The sequence below is a fragment of the Flavobacterium psychrolimnae genome (assembly GCF_003312425.1).
GTDB lineage: Bacteria > Bacteroidota > Bacteroidia > Flavobacteriales > Flavobacteriaceae > Flavobacterium > Flavobacterium psychrolimnae.
The window spans coordinates 1-20,616 of sequence record NZ_QNUX01000021.1 but is presented as its reverse complement, the minus strand read 5'-3'; the positions used below and the strand labels follow the sequence as shown (position 1 = coordinate 20,616).

The window sequence follows — 20,616 nt, the reverse complement described above, 5'->3', positions numbered from 1 at the left end:
ACTATTAATCACGTTAAAAAAACAATGAGAAAAATATTTTTGGCTTTTTTAGCCCTAATTCCGTTTGTTTCTTTTGCTCAAATTAAAGGTGATATCACCATCGAATGGTTAGAAAAAAAAGAAATGTCTTATGATGATTTTAAAGTTATTATTCCTCAGTTTACAGGAAATAGCTTTCATTACGACGCTTCCAGCAAAACACTCCTTTTTACTTTAAAAACAAAAGAGACCGTAAATTTTGACGAAGGAAAGATTCAAATTACAAATGTTATTTTCGAGCCAATTACACTTTCTCAGCTTGGCGATTTATCCTCGGAAAACATACCAAATGCAACCAATGCAACGATTACAATTTCTAATTCAAGAGGCATCAAAGAGCCTTTTATTACACTTTCACCTATAATTAAGGATGATTTTGGATTCAAACGAATCAAATCCTTTTCGTATGAGGTGGGAAATAACAACAATACCTCCAGAATCCAGCAAACTGGTAAAACTGCAAATTCCATTTCAAATTCTGTCTTAGCAACTGGTAATTGGTTTCAATTTTATATAGAAAAATCGGGGGTTTATAAAATATCTAAAAGTTTTCTGCAACAACTGGGACTTGACGTTAATGCTGTTGATCCAAGAAAAATAAAGATTTACGGAAATGGCGGTCGAATGCTACCATTATCTAATAGCATTTACTATCCCAATGACTTAATCGAAAATGCTATTCAAATAAACGGTGAAAGTGACGGCGTTTTTAACAATGAAGATTATATCCTTTTTTATGGCGAAGGAGTTGACACTTGGAATCAAGAAAGCAGAACGCACTTAAATTTGTATGACAAAAAATCCTATTACTATATTACTGTGCAAGGCGCTGATGGAAAAAGAATTGCCCCTCTAGCACAGCCTGCAGGAAACAGCACTTTGACTTTAACTTCATTTGACGACTATCAATTCCATGAACAGGATCTTGTAAATATTGCCCGTTTGGGTCGTCAATGGTTTGGCGAATCATTTGATGTTAAGGATGAACAGGAATTTGATTTTGTTTTTCCAAATCTTGACAGTTCAGTTCCTGTGAAAATCATGCTGACAGCAGCCTCAGCCGCTTTTACTTCAACCTCTTTCAATGTAACAGCAAACGGAGGTGCGGCAGGAACCATTTCATTCCCTGCATTAAGCAGCAATTCAGGAACCGAGTTTATTGTTGGTTTTTTGCCAAACAACACTACTTTCAACGGGACAGAAAACATCAAAATAAAATTAAAATACAACAATAATGGCGTTCCGGGTTCCAAAGGTTTTCTAGATAATATTAGGCTTACCGCCAAAAGAAAACTTATAGGCTACGGAAAACAATTTCACTTTCAATACGATCAATCCGTTTCAAATCTTGGAGTTGTAAATTACGAAATTTCAAACGCGACTGGGATTTCTCAAATTTGGGATGTTACCGACACCTATACTATCAGCAAAATCGAAAATACGAGTCAAAGTTCCCTAAGTTTCAAAGCAAATTTGGGTGAACTGAGGAAATATATCGCAATAGACGCAGCTGATTATTATACACCATTAAAAGACAACAAATCAAAGATTGCTAATCAAAACTTAAAAGGCTCACTTTTTAAAAACATCCAAGGTCAGTTTCAAGATATTGATTACGTAATTATTTCACCCTCGTTTCTAGTTTCACAAGCGGAAAAACTAGCCCGTTTTCATCGCACGTATTCTAATTTAAATGTAAAAGTTATTCCATTAGAATTAATCTATCAAGAATTTTCTTCCGGAAAACAAGATGTTGCCGCCATAAGAAACTGCATCAAATACATTTATGAAAATGCCTCGTCACCGGATAAAAGACTGAAATTTATCAATCTTTTTGGAGATGCTTCTTACGATTTCAAAAACCGAATCATAAATAATACGAATGTTGTTCCTATTTACCATTCTTTAAACAGCAACACAACCGGAGAATCCTCTTTTGCATCCGATGATTTTTTTGGATTAATGGACCCATCGGAAGGAAATGTTACTTCTTTTTTCGGCGGAATCGATATTGCAGTAGGAAGAATGCTTGTCAATGACACTAAACAGGCTGACGAAATGGTCAATAAAGTTATTGAATACCATGATTTAAAATCCTACGGCAGCTGGAGAAATAACTTTGTGCTTGTATCTGATGATTCTGATATAACTGCAGATGCCAGTTTGCAAAACAGACAAAATAGTCTTGCAAATACCATTTCTTTACAGAAACCTTTCTTGAATGTGAATAAAATTTTATTAGACTCTTATGCTCAAGAAGCCTCTGCGGGAGGTTCGAGATATCCAAAAGCGCGAACGGATTTTTTTAATGCTTTCGAAAAAGGGGCTTTAGTATTTAATTATTTAGGACATGGTGGTGAAGACGGTTTATCAGCTGAACGGATTTGGGAAAAATCAGACGGACAAAACTTGAGTAATCAATTCAAATATCCTTTATTTATAACTATTACGTGCGAATTCTCTAGATTCGACAATCCGTTTAGGCCAACCGCTGGGGAATATACTTATTGGAATCCAAAAGGCGGAGCAATTGCCATGATTACCACAATACGTTCTATTGGTCAGTTTAGCGCCGAAAATTTCAACGATGCTTTGACAAAAAACTTACTATCATTCGGTTCAAACCAATATACTTCAATCGCAGAAGCGCTGAGAATTTCTAAAAACAGCAATCCAAATTCAGCCACCAATGTTGTTTTTTACATTGGCGACCCAGCCATAATGCTTGCAATAGCCAAACCAAAAATCAGGCTGACTAAAGTAAATGATGTTCCCGTTACCCAAACCATGGACGACTTCAAATCATTGGCAAAAATGAAACTAACCGGAGAAGTGACAGATGAAAACAATAATCTATTGACGAATTACACTGGAGAAGTTTCTACCACTATTTTTGACAAAACAGTCTCAAGGGTTACCTATAATAATGACGGAAATAGTCCTCCTATTAATTTTAATGTTTTAGGGGAAACAATATTCAGGGGAAATGCATCAGTCACTAATGGTCAATTTGAATTTAGTTTTGTTGTGCCAAGAGACATTAGAGTTCCATTAGCAAACGGAAGAATAAGTTTTTATTCCAAAAAAAATGAACTATTACAAAACGAAACAGGATACGATTCCAATATAAAAATAGGCGGAATAAACGAAAACGCTACAGCAGACAATATTAGTCCAAGAGTTAAGTTATATATGAATGACGAGACTTTTGTTTCTGGAGGAACAACTAATGAATCTCCATTTCTGGTCGCGCATCTCGAAGATGAAAATGGAATTAATACAGCGAGCGGAATAGGTCACGACATCGTTGCTGTTTTAGATGGAGATGTAAACAATCCGTTTGTTTTAAATGATTATTATCAAACCAATCTGGATGATTTTACTAGTGGAACACTGCGATTTCCGTTGCGTAATTTAGCTCCAGGATTACACACTATAACATTCAAAGCATGGGATGTATACAACAACCCAATTACAGCGGAAATACAATTTATAGTAGTCGGAGATGAAACAATAACATTGACACATGTATTGAACTATCCTAATCCGTTCGTGAATTATACTGAGTTTTGGTTTACACACAACAGACCGTTTGAGCCGCTCGAAGTTCAGGTTCAAGTAATGACTATAACGGGGAAAATTGTTTGGACAAAAAATCAAATTATAACCACCGAAGGATTTTTATCTAAAGAAATAACTTGGGACGGTAAAGACGATTTTGGTGACCGAATAGGAAAAGGAGTGTATGTGTATAAACTCACTGTAAAATCAAGCTTAACCAATAAGAAGTCTGAAAAGTTTGAAAAACTTGTAATCCTTTAATATTATACTATATTTGTTTAATAAATATTCGCATCAAAATGAGAAAAATAATACCACTTTTTATACTTTTATTTATTATTACTGTTGCCAAAGCACAAGACAGAGTAATAAATCCAGGAGTTCCTTTTTTACTGGTCGCAGCTGATGCAAGAGCAGCAGGTATGGCTGATATTGGGGTAGCAACTTCTGCCGATGCTTTTTCTCAACAATGGAATCCGGCTAAATATGCTTTTGCAACTGATGCACAAGGATTTTCCATCAGCTACACGCCATACCTTACTGATTTAGTAAATGACATATCATTAGGACAAGTAACTTATTATCAAAAACTGAATGAAAAAAGCGCCTTTGCGGGAAGCCTGCGCTACTTTGGTTTAGGTGAAATTGAATTACGCGAAACTGGCGATCCTAACGAAACACCCAGATTAGTTTCCCCAAATGAATTTGCAATTGACGGATCGTATTCCTTAAAATTGAGTGAGAAATTTTCGATGGCCGTTGCAGGACGTTTCATTAATTCCAATCTAAAAGTAGCTTCAGATAATAATGACGCTTCTTCTGCAAGTACATTTGCGGTTGATGTGGCCGGATTTTATCAATCTGAAGAATTAGCATATAATGAATTCAACGGAAGATGGAGAGCAGGATTTAATATTCAAAACTTAGGTCCAAAAATCAGTTATGATAATGATGATTTTAACAACAATTTCATTCCTGCCAATTTAAAAATAGGAACGGGTTTTGATTTTATTTTAGACGACTACAATAAGGTTGCTGTAAATGTTGAATTCAATAAATTATTGGTTCCAACTCCACAAGATCCAGATTTAAACGGCGACGGAACTGTAACCTCCGAAGAGCGCAATCAAAATAACGATAATTACCGTTCCATCGGATGGACATCTGGTGTTTTTAAATCATTTGGAGATGCACCTGATGGTTTTGGTGAAGAAGTAAAAGAAGTTACGTATGCTGTAGGTGCCGAATATTTGTATCAAGATTCCTTTGCGATGCGATTGGGATATTTTCACGAAAGTCCTTTAAAAGGAGCACGTCAATTTTTCTCCCTCGGAGCAGGCTTCAAATATAACGTAGTCAAAGTAGATGTTTCTTATTTATTCTCAGCATCTAAAGTAAAAAACCCATTAGAAAACACCCTTCGTTTTTCACTGACCTTCAATTTCGGTGAGAAATATGACGAATATTAAATTTAAATTAATTCATAAATAACAATCCAAATTTCAATCCCGATACTTCGGAGATGAAATTTGGATTTTTTTTCCTAAAAAAAGCATGAAAGAAATAACAATTACCACACAATTCAAAGTGTTCGAATCTATTGAGGAATTACCAAATGACATTCAGGATTTAATGACACAAGCCGTTGAAGTACGAAAAAATGCTTATGCTCCTTATTCCAAATTCAGAGTTGGAGTTGCAATTTTTTTAGACAATGGTAAAATTGTAATTGGTTCAAACCAAGAAAATGCAGCTTATCCGTCAGGACTCTGTGCGGAACGTGTAGCAATTTTTTATGCCGGAGCAGTTTATCCGGAAGCTAAAATTTTAAAAATGGCAATTACTGCTGCATCGGATACAAACCAAACTACGGCTCCAATTCCGCCTTGTGGATCTTGCAGACAATCAATTGCAGAATATGAAATAAAACAAGAGACCCCTATAGAAATCTATTTTATGGGAGAAATTGGCGCAATTTACAAATCAGAATCCCTGAAAAACTTGCTTCCATTTATGTTCGATAAAAAATTCTTGTAAAAATTCCAAAAATTGCCTATTAAATTTTAGTTCTTACTTGGAATGTCTTATTTTTGCATTTCGCAAATTTGTGGGAGGAAACTATTTTGCGTTATAGTACAAATTGATAATACAATAACACTTTAGCAAAAGAAAAATTCAGATGAAAGAAGTTACAAAAGAAGTATATTTAAAGTGGTATGAAGATATGCTGCTTTGGAGAAAGTTTGAGGACAAACTTGCAGCATTATACATCCAACAAAAAGTTAGAGGATTTCTACATTTATACAATGGTCAAGAAGCTGTATTAGCTGGTGCTTTGCACGCAATGGACTTGACAAAAGACAAAATGATTACCGCTTACAGAAATCACGTTCAGCCAATAGGTATGGGAGTTGATCCTAGACGTGTGATGGCAGAACTTTTAGGAAAAGTTACCGGAACTTCAAAAGGTATGGGTGGTTCCATGCATATCTTTTCAAAAGAGCACCGTTTTTATGGTGGTCACGGAATTGTAGGTGGACAAATTCCTGTCGGTGCAGGATTAGCTTTTGCAGACAAATATTTTGAAACTGGCGGTGTTACTATGACCTATTTTGGTGATGGTGCAGCACGTCAAGGATCTTTACACGAAGCTTTTAACATGGCTATGTTATGGAAACTTCCAGTAGTATTTATTGTTGAAAACAATGGATATGCAATGGGAACTTCTGTAGAAAGAACTGCCAATCATACTGATATCTGGAAATTAGGTTTAGGGTACGAAATGCCTTGTGGACCTGTTGACGGAATGAACCCTGTAAAAGTTGCTGAAGCAATGACTGAAGCAATTGACAGAGCACGTCGTGGGGATGGACCAACTTTCTTAGAAATGAAAACATACCGTTATAGAGGTCACTCTATGTCGGATGCACAATTATACCGTTCGAAAGAAGAAGTAGAAGAGTACAAAAAAATTGATCCCATTACTCAAGTTTTAGATGTAATTAAAGATCAAAAATATGCTACTGAAGAAGAAATCGAAGCAATTGATCAAAGAGTAAAAGATTTAGTGGAAGAATGTGTAACATTTGCCGAAGAATCTGAATACCCTCCTATTCAACAGCTATACGATGTAGTATACGAACAAGAGAACTATCCATTTTTACCTCATAAACTATAAATCAATTATGGCAACAATAATTACAATGCCTCGTTTGAGCGATACGATGACGGAAGGAACGGTAGCAACTTGGCTAAAAAAAGTAGGTGATAAAGTAAGCGAAGGTGATATCCTTGCAGAAATTGAAACCGATAAAGCAACAATGGAATTTGAGTCTTTCAATGAAGGAACACTTTTACACATAGGAATCCCTGCTGGTGAAACTGCACCGGTAGACTCTTTGTTAGCAATTATAGGAACTGAAGGAGAGGATATTTCTGCATTATTAGCAGGAAAACCAGCTGATGCAGCTCCAGTAAAAGAAGAAACAAAAGAAACTGAGGAAACAAAAGTTACTGAAGAAACAACTTCTACTCCTGAAGCTACAAAATCCGCTGCACCTGTAGCAACTTCACTTCCAAAAGGAGTTGTAGTTATCACTATGCCTCGTTTAAGTGATACCATGACTGAGGGAACTGTAGCCACTTGGTTGAAAAAAGTAGGCGATGCTGTTGCTGAAGGTGACATTCTTGCTGAAATCGAAACTGATAAAGCTACGATGGAATTCGAATCTTTCAACGAAGGAACTTTATTATACGTAGGAATCGAAGAAGGCAATACTGCGCCAGTTGATAGCCTGTTAGCAATCATTGGACCTGCAGGAACTGATATCAGCGGAATTGCTGAAAACTATAAAACTGGTGGAGCACCACAAGCTGCTCCTGCAGTGGTAGAAGAAAAAGAAGTAGCTTCAACAGAAAAAGCTTCGGAACCAATAGTTCAAGAACCATCAACTGACGGTCAACGAATTTTAGCATCACCATTGGCAAAGAAAATTGCAAGTGATAAAGGAATTCAATTGACGCAAGTAAAAGGTTCTGGTGAAAACGGACGTATTGTAAAAAGCGATATCGAAAACTTCACTCCACAAACTGCGGCTGCTCCGGCACCGACAACTTCAACTGCACCAGCAAAAACAGAAACTGTTGCTGCTGTAAAACCATTTGTTCCAGCAGGGGAAGTTGTTACAGAAGAAATCAAGAATTCGCAAATGCGAAAAATCATTGCGAAACGTTTAGCAGAATCTTTATTCACAGCTCCACATTACAATTTAGTAATTGAGGTAGCAATGGATGAGGCAATGAAATCCAGAACTATCATTAACAGTGTTCCGGACACAAAAGTATCGTTTAACGATATGGTGATAAAAGCATGCGCAATGGCTTTGAAAAAACACCCAAAAGTGAATTCACAATGGAGAGAAGATTCAATTCTTATCAATCACCATGTGAACATAGGAGTTGCTGTAGCTGTTGAAGACGGATTAGTAGTTCCAGTTTTACGCTTTACAGATGCTATGAGTTTATCTCAAATTGGCGGAAGCGTAAGAGATCTTGCAGGAAGAGCTAAGAACAAAAAATTATTACCTACAGAAATGGAAGGAAGTACTTTTACAGTTTCTAATCTTGGAATGTTTGGTATTACAGAATTCAATTCTATCATTAACCAACCAAATTCTGCTATCCTATCCGTAGGAGCTATTGTAGAAAAACCGGTTGTAAAAAATGGTCAGATTGTAATAGGAAATACGATGATGCTATCTTTAGCTTGCGACCACAGAACAATTGATGGTGCAACTGGAGCTCAATTTTTACAAACATTGAAACAATTTATAGAAAATCCAGTTACAATGCTTGCGTAATAACTCGGTTTTTAAAATACAAATCCCGTCTTGTTTAAAAACTTGACGGGATTTTTTATTTATTCTTCTCCTCAATCCAACGCGACATATATTTCGTGCTTTTTAAAGTATGATGTTGCAACATGGAACCCATAAAATTATTCAATCGATGCTGCGGTAAATTAGAGCGTAAAAATTCAATTTTAGTTCTAAAACTACTCTCGAACAAACCTTTAGAATAGCGTTGATTGATAATTTTAAATCCATTTTTCTGGGCTTTATGCCAAATTGCTTTGTCTTGAAATAATTGTACTGTGGCATTGACAAAATCAGCTACATCATCCGTAATAAAACCATTCCAAGGCAAATCACCATGCATGGATTCTGAACCAATGGAAGTCGTAACATTTGGCGTTCCGCACTGCATCGCTTCTAATAATTTTCCTTTAATACCTGCACCAAAACGCAAAGGAGCCAAGACCACTCGTGCTTCCTGAACTACTTCTTGAGCATCAATCGCTCGTCCCATGATTATAAAGCTTTCTTTCTTGTTATGTAATTGTAGTACTTTTTGTGAAGGATAAGCGCCATACACATTCAATACAGCTTCTGGCAGACGTTTTTTAATCAATGGCCAAATCGTTTCCTTTAAATATTGAACGGCATTCCAATTAGGCTCATGAAGAAAATTTCCGATAAAAACAAAGTCTTTTCGATTTTCGAAAGAAGGCAGTTCCTCTATTTCAGAACTGATGATTGGTTCCAATAAAAAAGGCAAATAATACAATAATGCTTTATCTATTTTGAATGTAGATTCTAATAATTCCATTTCAAATTCGGAAATCATCAAAGACAAATCACAACGTAAAATACTTGCAATTTCGCGTTTCGCAACCTCTTCTACAAATAAATCAGTTGTACTAAAAGAACGATTTCCCTTAAAGGCTTTCTGGCGAGCCAATCGCAAACAATGTAAATCTTCAGTATCTAACAATCGTAAAGCATCCGGACAATTTTCGGCAACGCGCCAACCAAATTGTTCTTCCATCATAAAACGGTCAAACAAAACTAAAGCTGGATTCAGTTCTTTTACAAAAATATCAAAACTGGAATTGTTCAGTTCGATTGATTTTTTATCCACTTCATATTCGCCTAAATCAACCATAAAATCACTGTTTTGCGCAGGACTGGCAAACGTAATGCTAAAACCTTGTGCTTTAAAAAGTGAAATCAGCTGCATCATCCTTCCTCCTGCTGCGGACGAATTTGGCTCCGGCCATACAAAACCGATAATTAAAAGCTTTTGAACTTGATTCATATTATTATAAAATTTCATTTGCAAAATAATGCTATTTTGACTTCAATCCGGTCATTTGAATCAAAAATAGATTATAAAACACTAATTTTGTTCCAAATAAATTTCATCATCATGTTAGGATTAAAATTAGCCACGGACCCACGTTGGGTAAATATAGTTGAATCGAATATAGAAGAAATCTTGACGGATCATGCTTGGTGCGAACAAAAAGCAGCTTCAAATGCAATAAGTTTAGTAACTTATAATTCGGAATTAGAAGAATTAGTAACCGAAATGTTAATCATTGCAAAAGAAGAGTTAGACCATTTGCAATTGGTTCATAATCTAATAAAAAGCAAAGGATTAACGTTAGGCAGAGAAAGGAAAGACCATTATGTAAATGAACTTTTCAAATTCATGAAAAAAGATGGCAGCCGAAAAGACGCTCTTTGTGATCGATTGTTGTTTTCAGCGATGATTGAAGCAAGAAGTTGCGAGCGGTTTAAAGTTTTATCAGAAAACATAAAAGATGTTGAATTAGCCACTTTCTATAGAGATTTAATGATTTCTGAAGCGGGACATTACACTACTTTTTTGGGGTTTGCACGCAAATATGCTGACAATATAGATGTAGACAAACGCTGGAAGGAATGGATCGAATTTGAAACCTCAATTATCACAAACTATGGTAAACAAGAAACTATCCACGGTTAGATAAAAAAACAATATCACATTAAACAAAAACAGGATGCCAATAAGCATCCTGTTTTTTGTATACTCAGAATCCAGTACATTATTTTACAATCATAAACTCAGATCGTCTGTTTAAGGCATATTCTAATTCAGTGCACTTATCTTGACAATCAATTTTTGGTAGTGATTCACCGTATCCGGTTCCTAAAATCCTGTCCGAATTGATACCTTTAGAAATAATATATGCAACAGTTGATTGAGCTCTTCTGTCGGATAAATCTAAATTATATTCATTAGTTCCTCTGGAATCAGTATGCGCTTTTACATGAATTTTGATTGCATCGTTTTGCGACATAACATAAACCAATTTATCAAGTTCTACTGCACCACGATCCGTAATATTACTTTTATTAGAATAAAAATAAATAGGATTTAGTATAATTTCTGTTTCTGTAACAATAACATCAATAGGCTCTAATTCAGCTTCAATATATATTTTGCCTTGCTCACTTATTGCAGAAAATGATTTGGTTACAAAACCATCTTGAAAGACTTCTAACTTATACGGCTTTTTACATTCTACATTATAAATAACTTCACCACTACTATTTGTCATTTGAGATTCAATAATAGTATTGTTTACATCTACAACTACTACTTTAGAATTCGCTAAAAAAGCTGCCGTTTTAGCATTTTTGACAACAACGGAAATTTGGGCCTTACAAATTGGAGTCGCACTATAAATATGATCTTTACCGGAACGATTACTAGATACAAATCCTATATTTTTTTCTGTATTGAAAGTAAAAGCGAAATCATCTTTCTCCGTATTTACTGGTTTTCCAAGATTATTGGGTTCTAAATCTTTATTTAAATCCACAGAAAAAACATCTAAACTTCCAAAGCCCGTTAGTCCATTTGAAGAAAAATACAAAATGGAATCATCAGTTACAAAAGGAAAATTCTCATCTCCAACTGTGTTAATTTTATTTCCCAAATTTTCTGGTATTCCAAATGTTCCATCACCATTCACTGTTACTTTCCAAATGTCAGTTCCCCCTATAGAGCCAGGCATATTAGAAGCAAAATAAAGAACTTTTCCATCTTTATCTATAGAAGGATTACCAACAGAATAGCTTTTACTATTGAATGGCAATGGGATTATGTTGCTCCATTTTCCATTTTCTTTAACTGCTTTATAAAGATTGACTTGACCAAACTTTAGCTTATGTGTTTTATCTTTTTCAAATAATTTATCCTTGAAACTTTCACTTGAAAAGTAAACGACAGTTCCATCTTTAGTTATAGCAACTGGACCTTCATGAAATCTTGTATTTAATTCTTCCACAGGAATTGGCTCTGAATAACTGCCATCAGCTTTATGCGTAGACTGATAAATATCTAAAAAAGGTTCGTCATTCCACCCATAAATTTTGCTGCTTTCATTTCTGGCGCTTGCAAAATAAAGAATATCATCATAAAGAACCGCTCCAAAATCTGATCTATCAGAATTGACGGAAAGTTTACTTACTTCAAAGCGATTTTCTATAGCATTTAAATCTGAAAGGTAATTTGGATTTTTATTAAACGTAATTGCCCGCTGATCATCAGGCGCAACCTTAGAAAATGCTTTCATTTGGGCATTTGATTCCGCATATTTACCGTTAGATTTAAGCATTTGAGCATATCTATAATAAGTTTCTGCATCTTGCTGCGATTCTATTGCTTTTGCATACCACTTTTCAGATTCTAAAGTGTTTTGCATATAAAAATAACTATCTCCGAGCTGTTTGCTCAAATAGGCATCGGAATTCCCTTTTTCGACTAATGCGATATATTCTTTGGCCGCTTCAACATAATCGTAGCTTTCAAATAATTTATCAGCATTCTTAGTCTCTTTATTTTGTGCGGAAAGTGAAAAACTCGCTAACACAAAAAACAATAATATTGTATTTTTTTTCATTACGTTGAGTAATTAATTTTTAGAAAAATCTAGGGGAACGGGACACTTTTTTCGACTCAAATAAATCATATAACAATATGAATTCATGTGACGAAGGTGCCGTCACTTTTAAATCCGAAACGATATGATCATAAGCGTATCCGATTCTTAATTCTGGAGTCACTGCAAAATTAATCATTCCGCCAAAACTGTCTTGCAATCTGTACGTTGCCCCAATCTCGAACTTTTCCTGATATAAAAAATTAGCTGACAAGTCTAAGGAGGGAGTCACATCAAAGGCTGATTTCAGCATAAAGGAAGGCTTAAATTTCAGTTCATAATTAACATCAAAAACATAACCTGCCGTTAAAAAATAATGCGATACATCTGAGCCATACTCACGTCCGTTATAATCTAAATGCGCTGCTTTTAACATATTAGGAAGTGATAGCGCTACATAATATTTATCAGTATAATAGAATAAACCTGTCCCTAAATTCAGTGAAGTGTCATTAATATCTTCTCCAAAGATACCTTCTGTTGGGTCCGGCAAGCTCGATTGAATATCCCTAAGTCCTACTTTATGAAAAGAAACTCCAGCTTTTAGACCAAATGCCAATCGCTGCGTATCCCCTAATTTCAATGTATATGAAAAATCTCCAAAAACATTTTGCTCAGTTACCGGTCCAATTTTATCTGAAATAAAAGAGATACCAATTCCAACATTTTTACCTGCTGGAGCATGGCCCGAAAAAGTAAATGAAGCTGGGGAATCTTCAATATTAACCCATTGTTTTCTATATAAAAGTCCTAAAGAGAGATTCTCTTTTGAACCTGCATAGGCTGGATTGATAACATTCATATTATACATATATTGAGTATAATGTGGATCTTGTTGTGCTTTTACATCTATACAAGTGAAGAGTGTTAAAAGCGACATCAATAGTATTTTGTTCATATCTATATATTTTTCAGTTTATGAGTCGACTTAAAATTCCTGTGGACTAATAAATACATTAATTACTGTTTTTCTCTGATCAAATAAATCCAACCTGTTTTTGGCTCACCACTATTGAATTCAATCACATAATAATAAGTTGCACTTGGAAGATCATCTCCCTTGTTAGACTGGCCTTTCCATTGGTCTGTATAATTCTCCTGACTATAAACCTTAATACCGTATCTGTTAAATATTTCCAGTTTTCTGACGTCCATCAATCTCAAATCGAAATAATCATTTGAACCGTTTCCATCTGGAGAAATTCCTTTTTGAATATTACAATAAGCAGATTCAACTGTCACATTCGCAGATGTTTCACAACCTGTAGCTGTGGAAGTCACTGTGAGCGAATAGACTGCAGGAAAAACTATTTGTCCCGTAGGAGTTGAAGCGATGACATCAGTAACATTTAAAACATTTGAATTTGTTCCAACAAGATTTCCATCTTTATCTTTCCATTGATAAGAAACCTCATTTGAATCGTATGAACCTGACAGAGGATTTGCTGTTAAAATATATTCTTTATTTTCACAGTCACCTGTAGTTTCAAATTGTATTTGTGGAGGAATCGCATTTATAGTTATTTCAGAACCTAGAGTAATACACGCTGTACTAGCAGTAAATCGTACACTCATGGTGTATTTACCAGGAGCCAAATTATTAAAAACAGGACTGTTTTGATAACCACTGCCTATACTGTATTGAACATCTGCTTGTGTACTAATTGTAATACTTCCGGAAGGTGCCAAACAAGTTGGTTGTGTAACTTGTACCAAAGTTGGAGTTGACGGTAATAACGGAAGTGGATTAACAGTTACACGCGCCAGACTTACAACGGAACATGTATTGTCAGCAATATTTCTAACATACAATAGGTAATTATTTGGTGCTAATCCTGAAAATGTATTTGAGGTTTGATAGGTTGAACCATTCAAACTATACTCAACTCCAGATTGAGCAACTATTGTAATAGTTCCCGAAGGAATCACACAAGTTGGTTGCACCACGCTCGTCGTTGTCGGAACAATTGGAGGAAACGGAACTGCATTAATAGTAATTACTGATACCGATTGAGCTGCACACGTATTATCCGCTGTGTTTCTTACATACAATGTGTAATTATTTGGAACCAATCCTGAAAAAGTATTCGAAGATTGGTACGTTACGCCGTTCAAACTGTACTCTACGCCAAGTTGTGTTGTTATTGCAATACTTCCTGATGGAATCGCACAAGTTGGTTGAATTACACTAGCAGAAGTTGGTAAAACAACTACTTGTATTGCATTAATTGTAATTACAGATGATGAGAATGTAACACAAGTATTATCCGCTGTGTTTCTCACATACAAAGTATAATTATTTGGAACCAATCCTGAAAAAGTATTCGAAGATTGATACGTTGTGCCATTCAAACTATATTCTACTCCCGATTGTGTCGTGATGGAAATACTTCCTGATGGAGTCGCGCAAGTTGGTTGTACTACGCTCGCCGTTGTCGGAACAATTGGAGGAAGTGGAACCGCATTAATCGTAATTACAGATGATGAAGGCGTAACACACGTATTATCTGCTGTGTTTCTTACATACAAAGTATAATTATTTGGAGCCAATCCTGAAAAAGTATTCGAAGATTGGTACGTTGTTCCATCTAAACTGTATTCTACTCCCGATTGTGTCGTGATGGAAATACTTCCTGATGGAGTCGCGCAAGTTGGTTGTACTACGCTCGCCGTTGTCGGAACAATTGGAGGAAATGGAACCGCATTAATCGTAATTACAGATGATGAAAGCGTAACACACGTATTATCTGCTGTGTTTCTTACATACAAAGTATAATTATTTGGTGTCAATCCAGAAAAAGTATTCGAAGATTGATACGTTGTGCCACCCAAACTGTATTCTACTCCCGATAGTGTCGTGATGGAAATACTTCCTGATGGGATTGCACATGTTGGTTGCACTACGCTCGCCGTTGTCGGAACAATTGGAGGAAGCGGAACCGCATTAATTGTAATAACTGCTGATGAAGGTGTAACACACGTATTATCCGCTGTGTTTCTTACATACAAAGTATAATTATTTGGAGCCAATCCTGAAAAAGTATTTGAAGATTGATATGTTGTGCCATCCAAACTGTATTCTACTCCCGATTGTGTTGTGATGGAAATACTTCCTGAAGGTATTGCACAAGTTGGTTGCACTACGCTAGCCGTTGTCGGAACAATTGGAGGAAGTGGAATCGCATTAATAGTAATTACTGCTGATGAAGGTGTAACACATGTATTATCCGCTGTGTTTCTTACATAAAGAGAATAATTATTTGGTGTCAATCCTGAAAAAGTATTCGAAGATTGATACGTTGTGCCATCCAAACTGTATTCTACTCCCGATTGTGTTGTGATGGAAATAATTCCTGATGGAGTCGCACAAGTTGGTTGCACTACGCTCGCCGTTGTCGGAACAATTGGAGGAAGTGGAACCGCATTAATTGTGATAACTGATGATGAAGGTGTAACACACGTATTATCTGCTGTGTTTCTTACATACAACGTATAATTATTTGGAGCTAATCCTGAAAAAGTATTTGAAGATTGATACGTTGTACCATCCAAACTGTATTCTACTCCCGATTGTGTTGTAATGGAAATGCTTCCCGATGGTATTGCACAAGTTGGTTGCACCACGCTAGCCGTTGTTGGAATTACCGGAGGAAGCGGAACCGCATTAATTGTGATAACTGATGATGAAGGAGTAACACACGTGTTATCTGCTGTGTTTCTTAGATACAAAGTATAATTATTTGGAGCCAATCCTGAAAAAGCATTCGAAGATTGATATGTTGTGCCATCCAAACTGTATTCTGCTCCCGATTGTGTCGAAATGGAAATACTTCCTGATGGGATTGCACAAGTTGGTTGCACTACGCTCGCCGTTGTCGGAACAATCGGAGGAAGTGGAACCGCATTAATCGTAATTACAGATGATGAAGGCGTAACACACGTATTATCCGCTGTGTTTCTTACATACAATGTGTAATTATTTGGAACCAATCCTGAAAAAGTATTCGAAGATTGATACGTTGTGCCATCCAAACTGTATTCTACTCCCGATTGTGTTGTAATGGAAATGCTTCCCGATGGTATTGCACAAGTTGGTTGCACCACGCTAGCCGTTGTTGGAACAACTGGAGGAAGTGGAACCGCATTAATTGTGATAACTGATGATGAAGGAGTAACACACGTATTATCTGCTGTGTTTCTTAGATACAAAGTATAATTATTTGGAACCAATCCTGAAAAAGTATTCGAAGATTGATACGTTGTGCCATCCAAACTGTATTCTGCTCCCGATTGTGCCGTGATGGAAATACTTCCTGATGGAGTCGCACAAGTTGGTTGCACTACGCTCGCCGTTGTCGGAACAATTGGAGGAAGTGGAACCGCATTAATTGTAATTACTGAAGATGAAGGTGTAACACACGTATTATCTGCTGTGTTTCTTACATACAAAGTATAATTATTTGGAGCCAATCCTGAAAAAGTATTCGAAGATTGATAGATTGTACCATCCAAACTGTATTCTACTCTCGATTGCGTCGTAATAGAAATACTTCCTGATGGAGTCGCGCAAGTTGGTTGCGCCACGCTAACCGTTGTCGGAACTACCGGAGGAAGTGGAACCACATTAATGGTAATTACTGAAGATGAAGGCGTAACACACGTATTATCCGCTGTGTTTCTTACATACAAAGTATAATTATTTGGAGCCAATCCTGAAAAAGTATTCGAAGATTGATAGATTGTACCATCCAAACTGTATTCTACTCCCGATTGCGTCGTAATAGAAATACTTCCTGATGGAGTCGCACAAGTTGGTTGCACTACACTAGCCGTTGTCGGAACTACCGGAGGAAGTGGAACCGCATTAATCGTAATTACTGAAGATGAAGGCGTAACACACGTATTATCTGCTGTGTTTCTTACATACAAAGTATAATTATTTGGAGCCAATCCTGAAAAAGTATTCGAAGATTGATACGTTGTGCCATCCAAACTGTATTCAACCCCCGATTGCGTCGTGATGGAAATACTTCCTGATGGAGTTGCACAAGTTGGCTGCACCACGCTCGCCGTTGTCGGAACAATCGGAGGAAATGGAACCGTATTAATCGTAATTACTGATGATGAAGGCGTAACACAAGTATTATCCGCTGTGTTTCTTACATACAAAGTATAATTATTTGGAGCCAATCCTGAAAAAGTATTCGAAGATTGATACGTTGTGTCATCCAAACTGTATTCTACTCCCGATTGCGTCGTGATGGAAATACTTCCTGATGGTATTGCACAAGTTGGTTGCGCCACGCTAGCCGTTGTCGGAACTACCGGAAGAAGTGGAACCGCGTTAATTGTCACAGCAGCTGGAACCGAAGGGCAATTATTTAAACTCGTTACAGTAAACGTATACGTTGTGGATGCAGTTAAATTACTGAATTCATAACTACTTCCCGATCCTGTAACAGGACTACCTATGGATGGAGTGATTGTCCAATTTCCAACCGAAGGCAAGTCATTCAATACAACACTACCTGAATTATCTGCACAAGTTGGCTGCGTAATAGAATCAATACTAGGAGGAAGAGTTATATTATATTCTACGTTAATATCACTTGACGATGGTGTACATTGTCCATTTGAAATTGTCCAAGTAAACACATAAATCCCTTCCACAGTAACCGTTGCTGTAGAAGATCCACTTGTAGCATCACTAAAAACAACTTCGCCGGGCCCAGATTTTTTAGACCAAAAACCCGTACCAACTGAAGGTGTATTACCTCCAAGAGGATCGCTGGTCAAAACACATTTAGACTGATTTCCTCCGACTGTCGCTAAAGTTGGATTTTCAACATAACTCATAGTAATATTTGCCTCTGCATAACAAGGTGTTAATGCTGATGAAGCAACTACAACTGGATTTGAATCCTTAACATTAAAATCAACAGCTCCATTTCCGTAATCCAAATTACTAGTTCTCTCTGGACTCAAAAAGGAATTAGTAATTGAATAATTCGTTTCATCCTGGTCAGCGATAGTCATCACAAAAAATTTGATATCGCCAGTTGTATAACCGATAAGTGATTTTAAAATTTCGACTTCAAAACCTAAATTATAATCATTAATTCCAGTGTTATTTTTATTCACACCCATAACAGAGGATGGGCTTCCAGTAGCTACAATTCCTATATTAGTTTTAATTGATATTCCTGTTTTCAATTCAATTATATCAGCACTATAATTACTTTCTCCTAAATCAGTTCCAATAGCTAAGCAATAATCTGCTTGAAAATATGAGTCAAATGTACTTGGGCTATTGTTAAAATAGTTGAATGCATTAACTAAAGGACTTGAACCCAATTCATCTCCATAATTTGAAACATTAAATCCTCCTGATTTTGTATCAAGAAACAACAAAATTCTTCTATTACTTAATGTTTTTCCAACGATACCAAATGTCAATTTATCTTCAGCCGGACTAATTTTCAAAGAATTAACATATCCCGTAGTTGCATTAGCAGAAAACGGTGCTGAAAGAAAATTATCTTCTAGCGCCCCGGTTCCCCAAGCTTTTTCGGTAACATTCCCATCAAAATTTACAGCATAACGTGTTCGCACTCTAACAACCTGACCATCTGTTAATGTATTTGTGACGAATATCTTATTAGTCGACATCCCTTGCTTAACAACGCCATCAACTGAAAATTCAAAAAGATCTCCCCCACCAGAAGCAGTAAATGTAACTTGTGTTCCAAAACATAAAGGAGAAGATATATTATTAGCAGGTGAAACAGTCAATGTAACAGCAGGAGGTACAACATAAACAGAAGCCACCACAGGAACACGAATACTAATATCGCCGCCAAGTCTGCTTTGTACATAATAAGTTCTTGTAGCACTAATATTCGGACTATAAATATTTCCCGTGTAAATAGGGATTGCAGAAGTCTGAGAAGTAAACCACTCAATAGTTTCATTTCCATTCGCTCCAAAAGCAGATATATTAACTTGTACTGGATTGATTCCATCACCACATAAACTTCCTGCAGCAGTTATTGGAGCAGGTAAAACAGCTGTGATTTTTGAATTTCTTAAAAATTTTGATTTCTTATTCTGTTTTTTAACAGTATCTAAAGAAATGGATTCTGAAATCAACTTAAAATTTAGATAATTTAATTTTTCGCTGTTCTTTATATTTTTTGAACTTAAAGAAAAACCAAATAATAAATGAAACAGTAAAAATAAAAGTAATTTTTTCTTCATAAACTGAAAATTGTTATTAAAATGTAGGTCTGTTAATTTGGGATTTAAAATTAGATATTTAAATCGATTTCCCTAATAAAATATTAATAAAAATTTAACAAAAGATAAAAGAAAAGTAAATCAAGCCGTATATAAAAAAGAATGTTATCTAAAATTTGTACTGAGAATATTAAATAGAAACTCAAAACACTGAATTAAGAAGTATCATGAATATTAATAACTGACAACAATATAAAGCAATTACTAGCCAGAAGTCGCTACTTCCTGTAGAAAAACAAATCAAAAAAGGCTGCAAATTCAATAGAACGAGCCAATTTATCGTTCTAATTGTATCCTTATTTATATAAGCATAAATCTAACAAAAGACTTGCTTACCATCTTTAAAACCAACACCAAAATTGCTTTCTAAAAATAGCACACTGATATTGCAGTATAGAGAATCTGGAGTTTAGAACAATAATATTAAATTATTTTGACAAGGGAAATAAAAATACCTCGTCTGAATCTTTCAAATATAAAGCAAAACTTACAGATTGTAATTTAGAGTTATGAGGAAATATAGAATTCTTCCTTTTTAGACTAACTAATATTTATGTCTAATTTTTACAACTGCACATTTTTTAGGATTCTTCAAAGAAAGACGACCAGCTGAGGCGTTGTCCGAACACTTCGGAGAGTTTAGAAACAAAAAATCCTCATCAAATAAATGATGAGGATTTAATAGAATCTAAAATTAGTTCAGATTAAAGAAAGGCGACCAACCGAGGCGTTTTCCGAACACTTCGAAAAGTTATAAAACAAAAAACCCTGTTCGTTAGAACAGGGTTTTGAAAGAAAGGCGACGACATACTCTCCCACATAACTGCAGTACCATCTGCGCAGGCGGGCTTAACTACTCTGTTCGGGATGGGAAGAGGTGAGCCCCGCCG

10 protein-coding genes and 1 rRNA gene are annotated in these 20,616 nt (G+C 35.9%); 6 read left to right on the top strand and 5 right to left on the bottom strand.

The genetic code is table 11. The annotated features are described in order from the left end of the window. Window positions 1-24 precede the first annotated feature (24 nt). From porU to DR980_RS15970, 5 genes are all read left to right on the top strand, one after another. A complete protein-coding gene (gene porU / locus DR980_RS15990) occupies window positions 25-3,861 on the top strand; it encodes a type IX secretion system sortase PorU (protein WP_113637955.1) in 3,837 nt (1,278 codons plus the stop codon). 38 nt (window positions 3,862-3,899) lie between these two features. After that, window positions 3,900-5,069, top strand: coding sequence for a type IX secretion system outer membrane channel protein PorV (gene porV, locus DR980_RS15985; protein WP_113637953.1), 1,170 nt, complete (start codon window positions 3,900-3,902; stop codon window positions 5,067-5,069). An 85-nt stretch (window positions 5,070-5,154) separates the two neighbouring features. Then, window positions 5,155-5,637 (top strand): cytidine deaminase, encoded by a 483-nt coding sequence (cdd, locus tag DR980_RS15980; RefSeq protein WP_113637951.1) that lies wholly within the window; start codon window positions 5,155-5,157, stop codon window positions 5,635-5,637. A gap of 142 nt (window positions 5,638-5,779) precedes the next feature. After that, entirely contained in the window at window positions 5,780-6,778 is a 999-nt protein-coding gene (pdhA, locus tag DR980_RS15975; protein ID WP_113637949.1) for a pyruvate dehydrogenase (acetyl-transferring) E1 component subunit alpha, read from the top strand. Between the two features lie 7 nt (window positions 6,779-6,785). Continuing rightward, window positions 6,786-8,459 carry a pyruvate dehydrogenase complex dihydrolipoamide acetyltransferase gene (locus tag DR980_RS15970; protein WP_113637947.1) on the top strand — a complete coding sequence of 558 codons (1,674 nt, stop codon included), beginning with the start codon at window positions 6,786-6,788 and terminating at the stop codon, window positions 8,457-8,459. A gap of 55 nt (window positions 8,460-8,514) precedes the next feature. On the opposite strand, the gene DR980_RS15965 is transcribed toward DR980_RS15970, so the two are convergent. Next, window positions 8,515-9,756 (bottom strand): glycosyltransferase, encoded by a 1,242-nt coding sequence (locus DR980_RS15965; RefSeq protein WP_113637966.1) that lies wholly within the window; start codon window positions 9,754-9,756, stop codon window positions 8,515-8,517. Between the two features lie 111 nt (window positions 9,757-9,867). On the opposite strand from DR980_RS15965, the gene miaE reads away from it, so the two are divergent. After that, window positions 9,868-10,449 carry a tRNA-(ms[2]io[6]A)-hydroxylase gene (miaE, locus tag DR980_RS15960; protein WP_099713544.1) on the top strand — a complete coding sequence of 194 codons (582 nt, stop codon included), beginning with the start codon at window positions 9,868-9,870 and terminating at the stop codon, window positions 10,447-10,449. Between the two features lie 79 nt (window positions 10,450-10,528). Here miaE and DR980_RS15955 read toward each other — a convergent pair whose 3' ends face one another. From DR980_RS15955 to rrf, 4 genes are all read right to left on the bottom strand, one after another. After that, on the bottom strand, window positions 10,529-12,391 hold the full coding sequence (locus tag DR980_RS15955) for an OmpA family protein (RefSeq protein ID WP_113637945.1): 1,863 nt from the start codon (window positions 12,389-12,391) through the stop codon (window positions 10,529-10,531). Between the two features lie 19 nt (window positions 12,392-12,410). Continuing rightward, the gene (locus DR980_RS15950) at window positions 12,411-13,328 is read right to left on the bottom strand and encodes a PorP/SprF family type IX secretion system membrane protein (RefSeq protein WP_113637943.1); all 918 of its coding nucleotides are present in this window, start codon (window positions 13,326-13,328) and stop codon (window positions 12,411-12,413) included. A gap of 62 nt (window positions 13,329-13,390) precedes the next feature. Continuing rightward, window positions 13,391-19,687 carry a gliding motility-associated C-terminal domain-containing protein gene (locus tag DR980_RS15945; RefSeq protein ID WP_113637941.1) on the bottom strand — a complete coding sequence of 2,099 codons (6,297 nt, stop codon included), beginning with the start codon at window positions 19,685-19,687 and terminating at the stop codon, window positions 13,391-13,393. A gap of 833 nt (window positions 19,688-20,520) precedes the next feature. After that, window positions 20,521-20,616: ribosomal RNA gene (gene rrf / locus DR980_RS15940) — 5S ribosomal RNA — on the bottom strand; the annotation flags it as partial.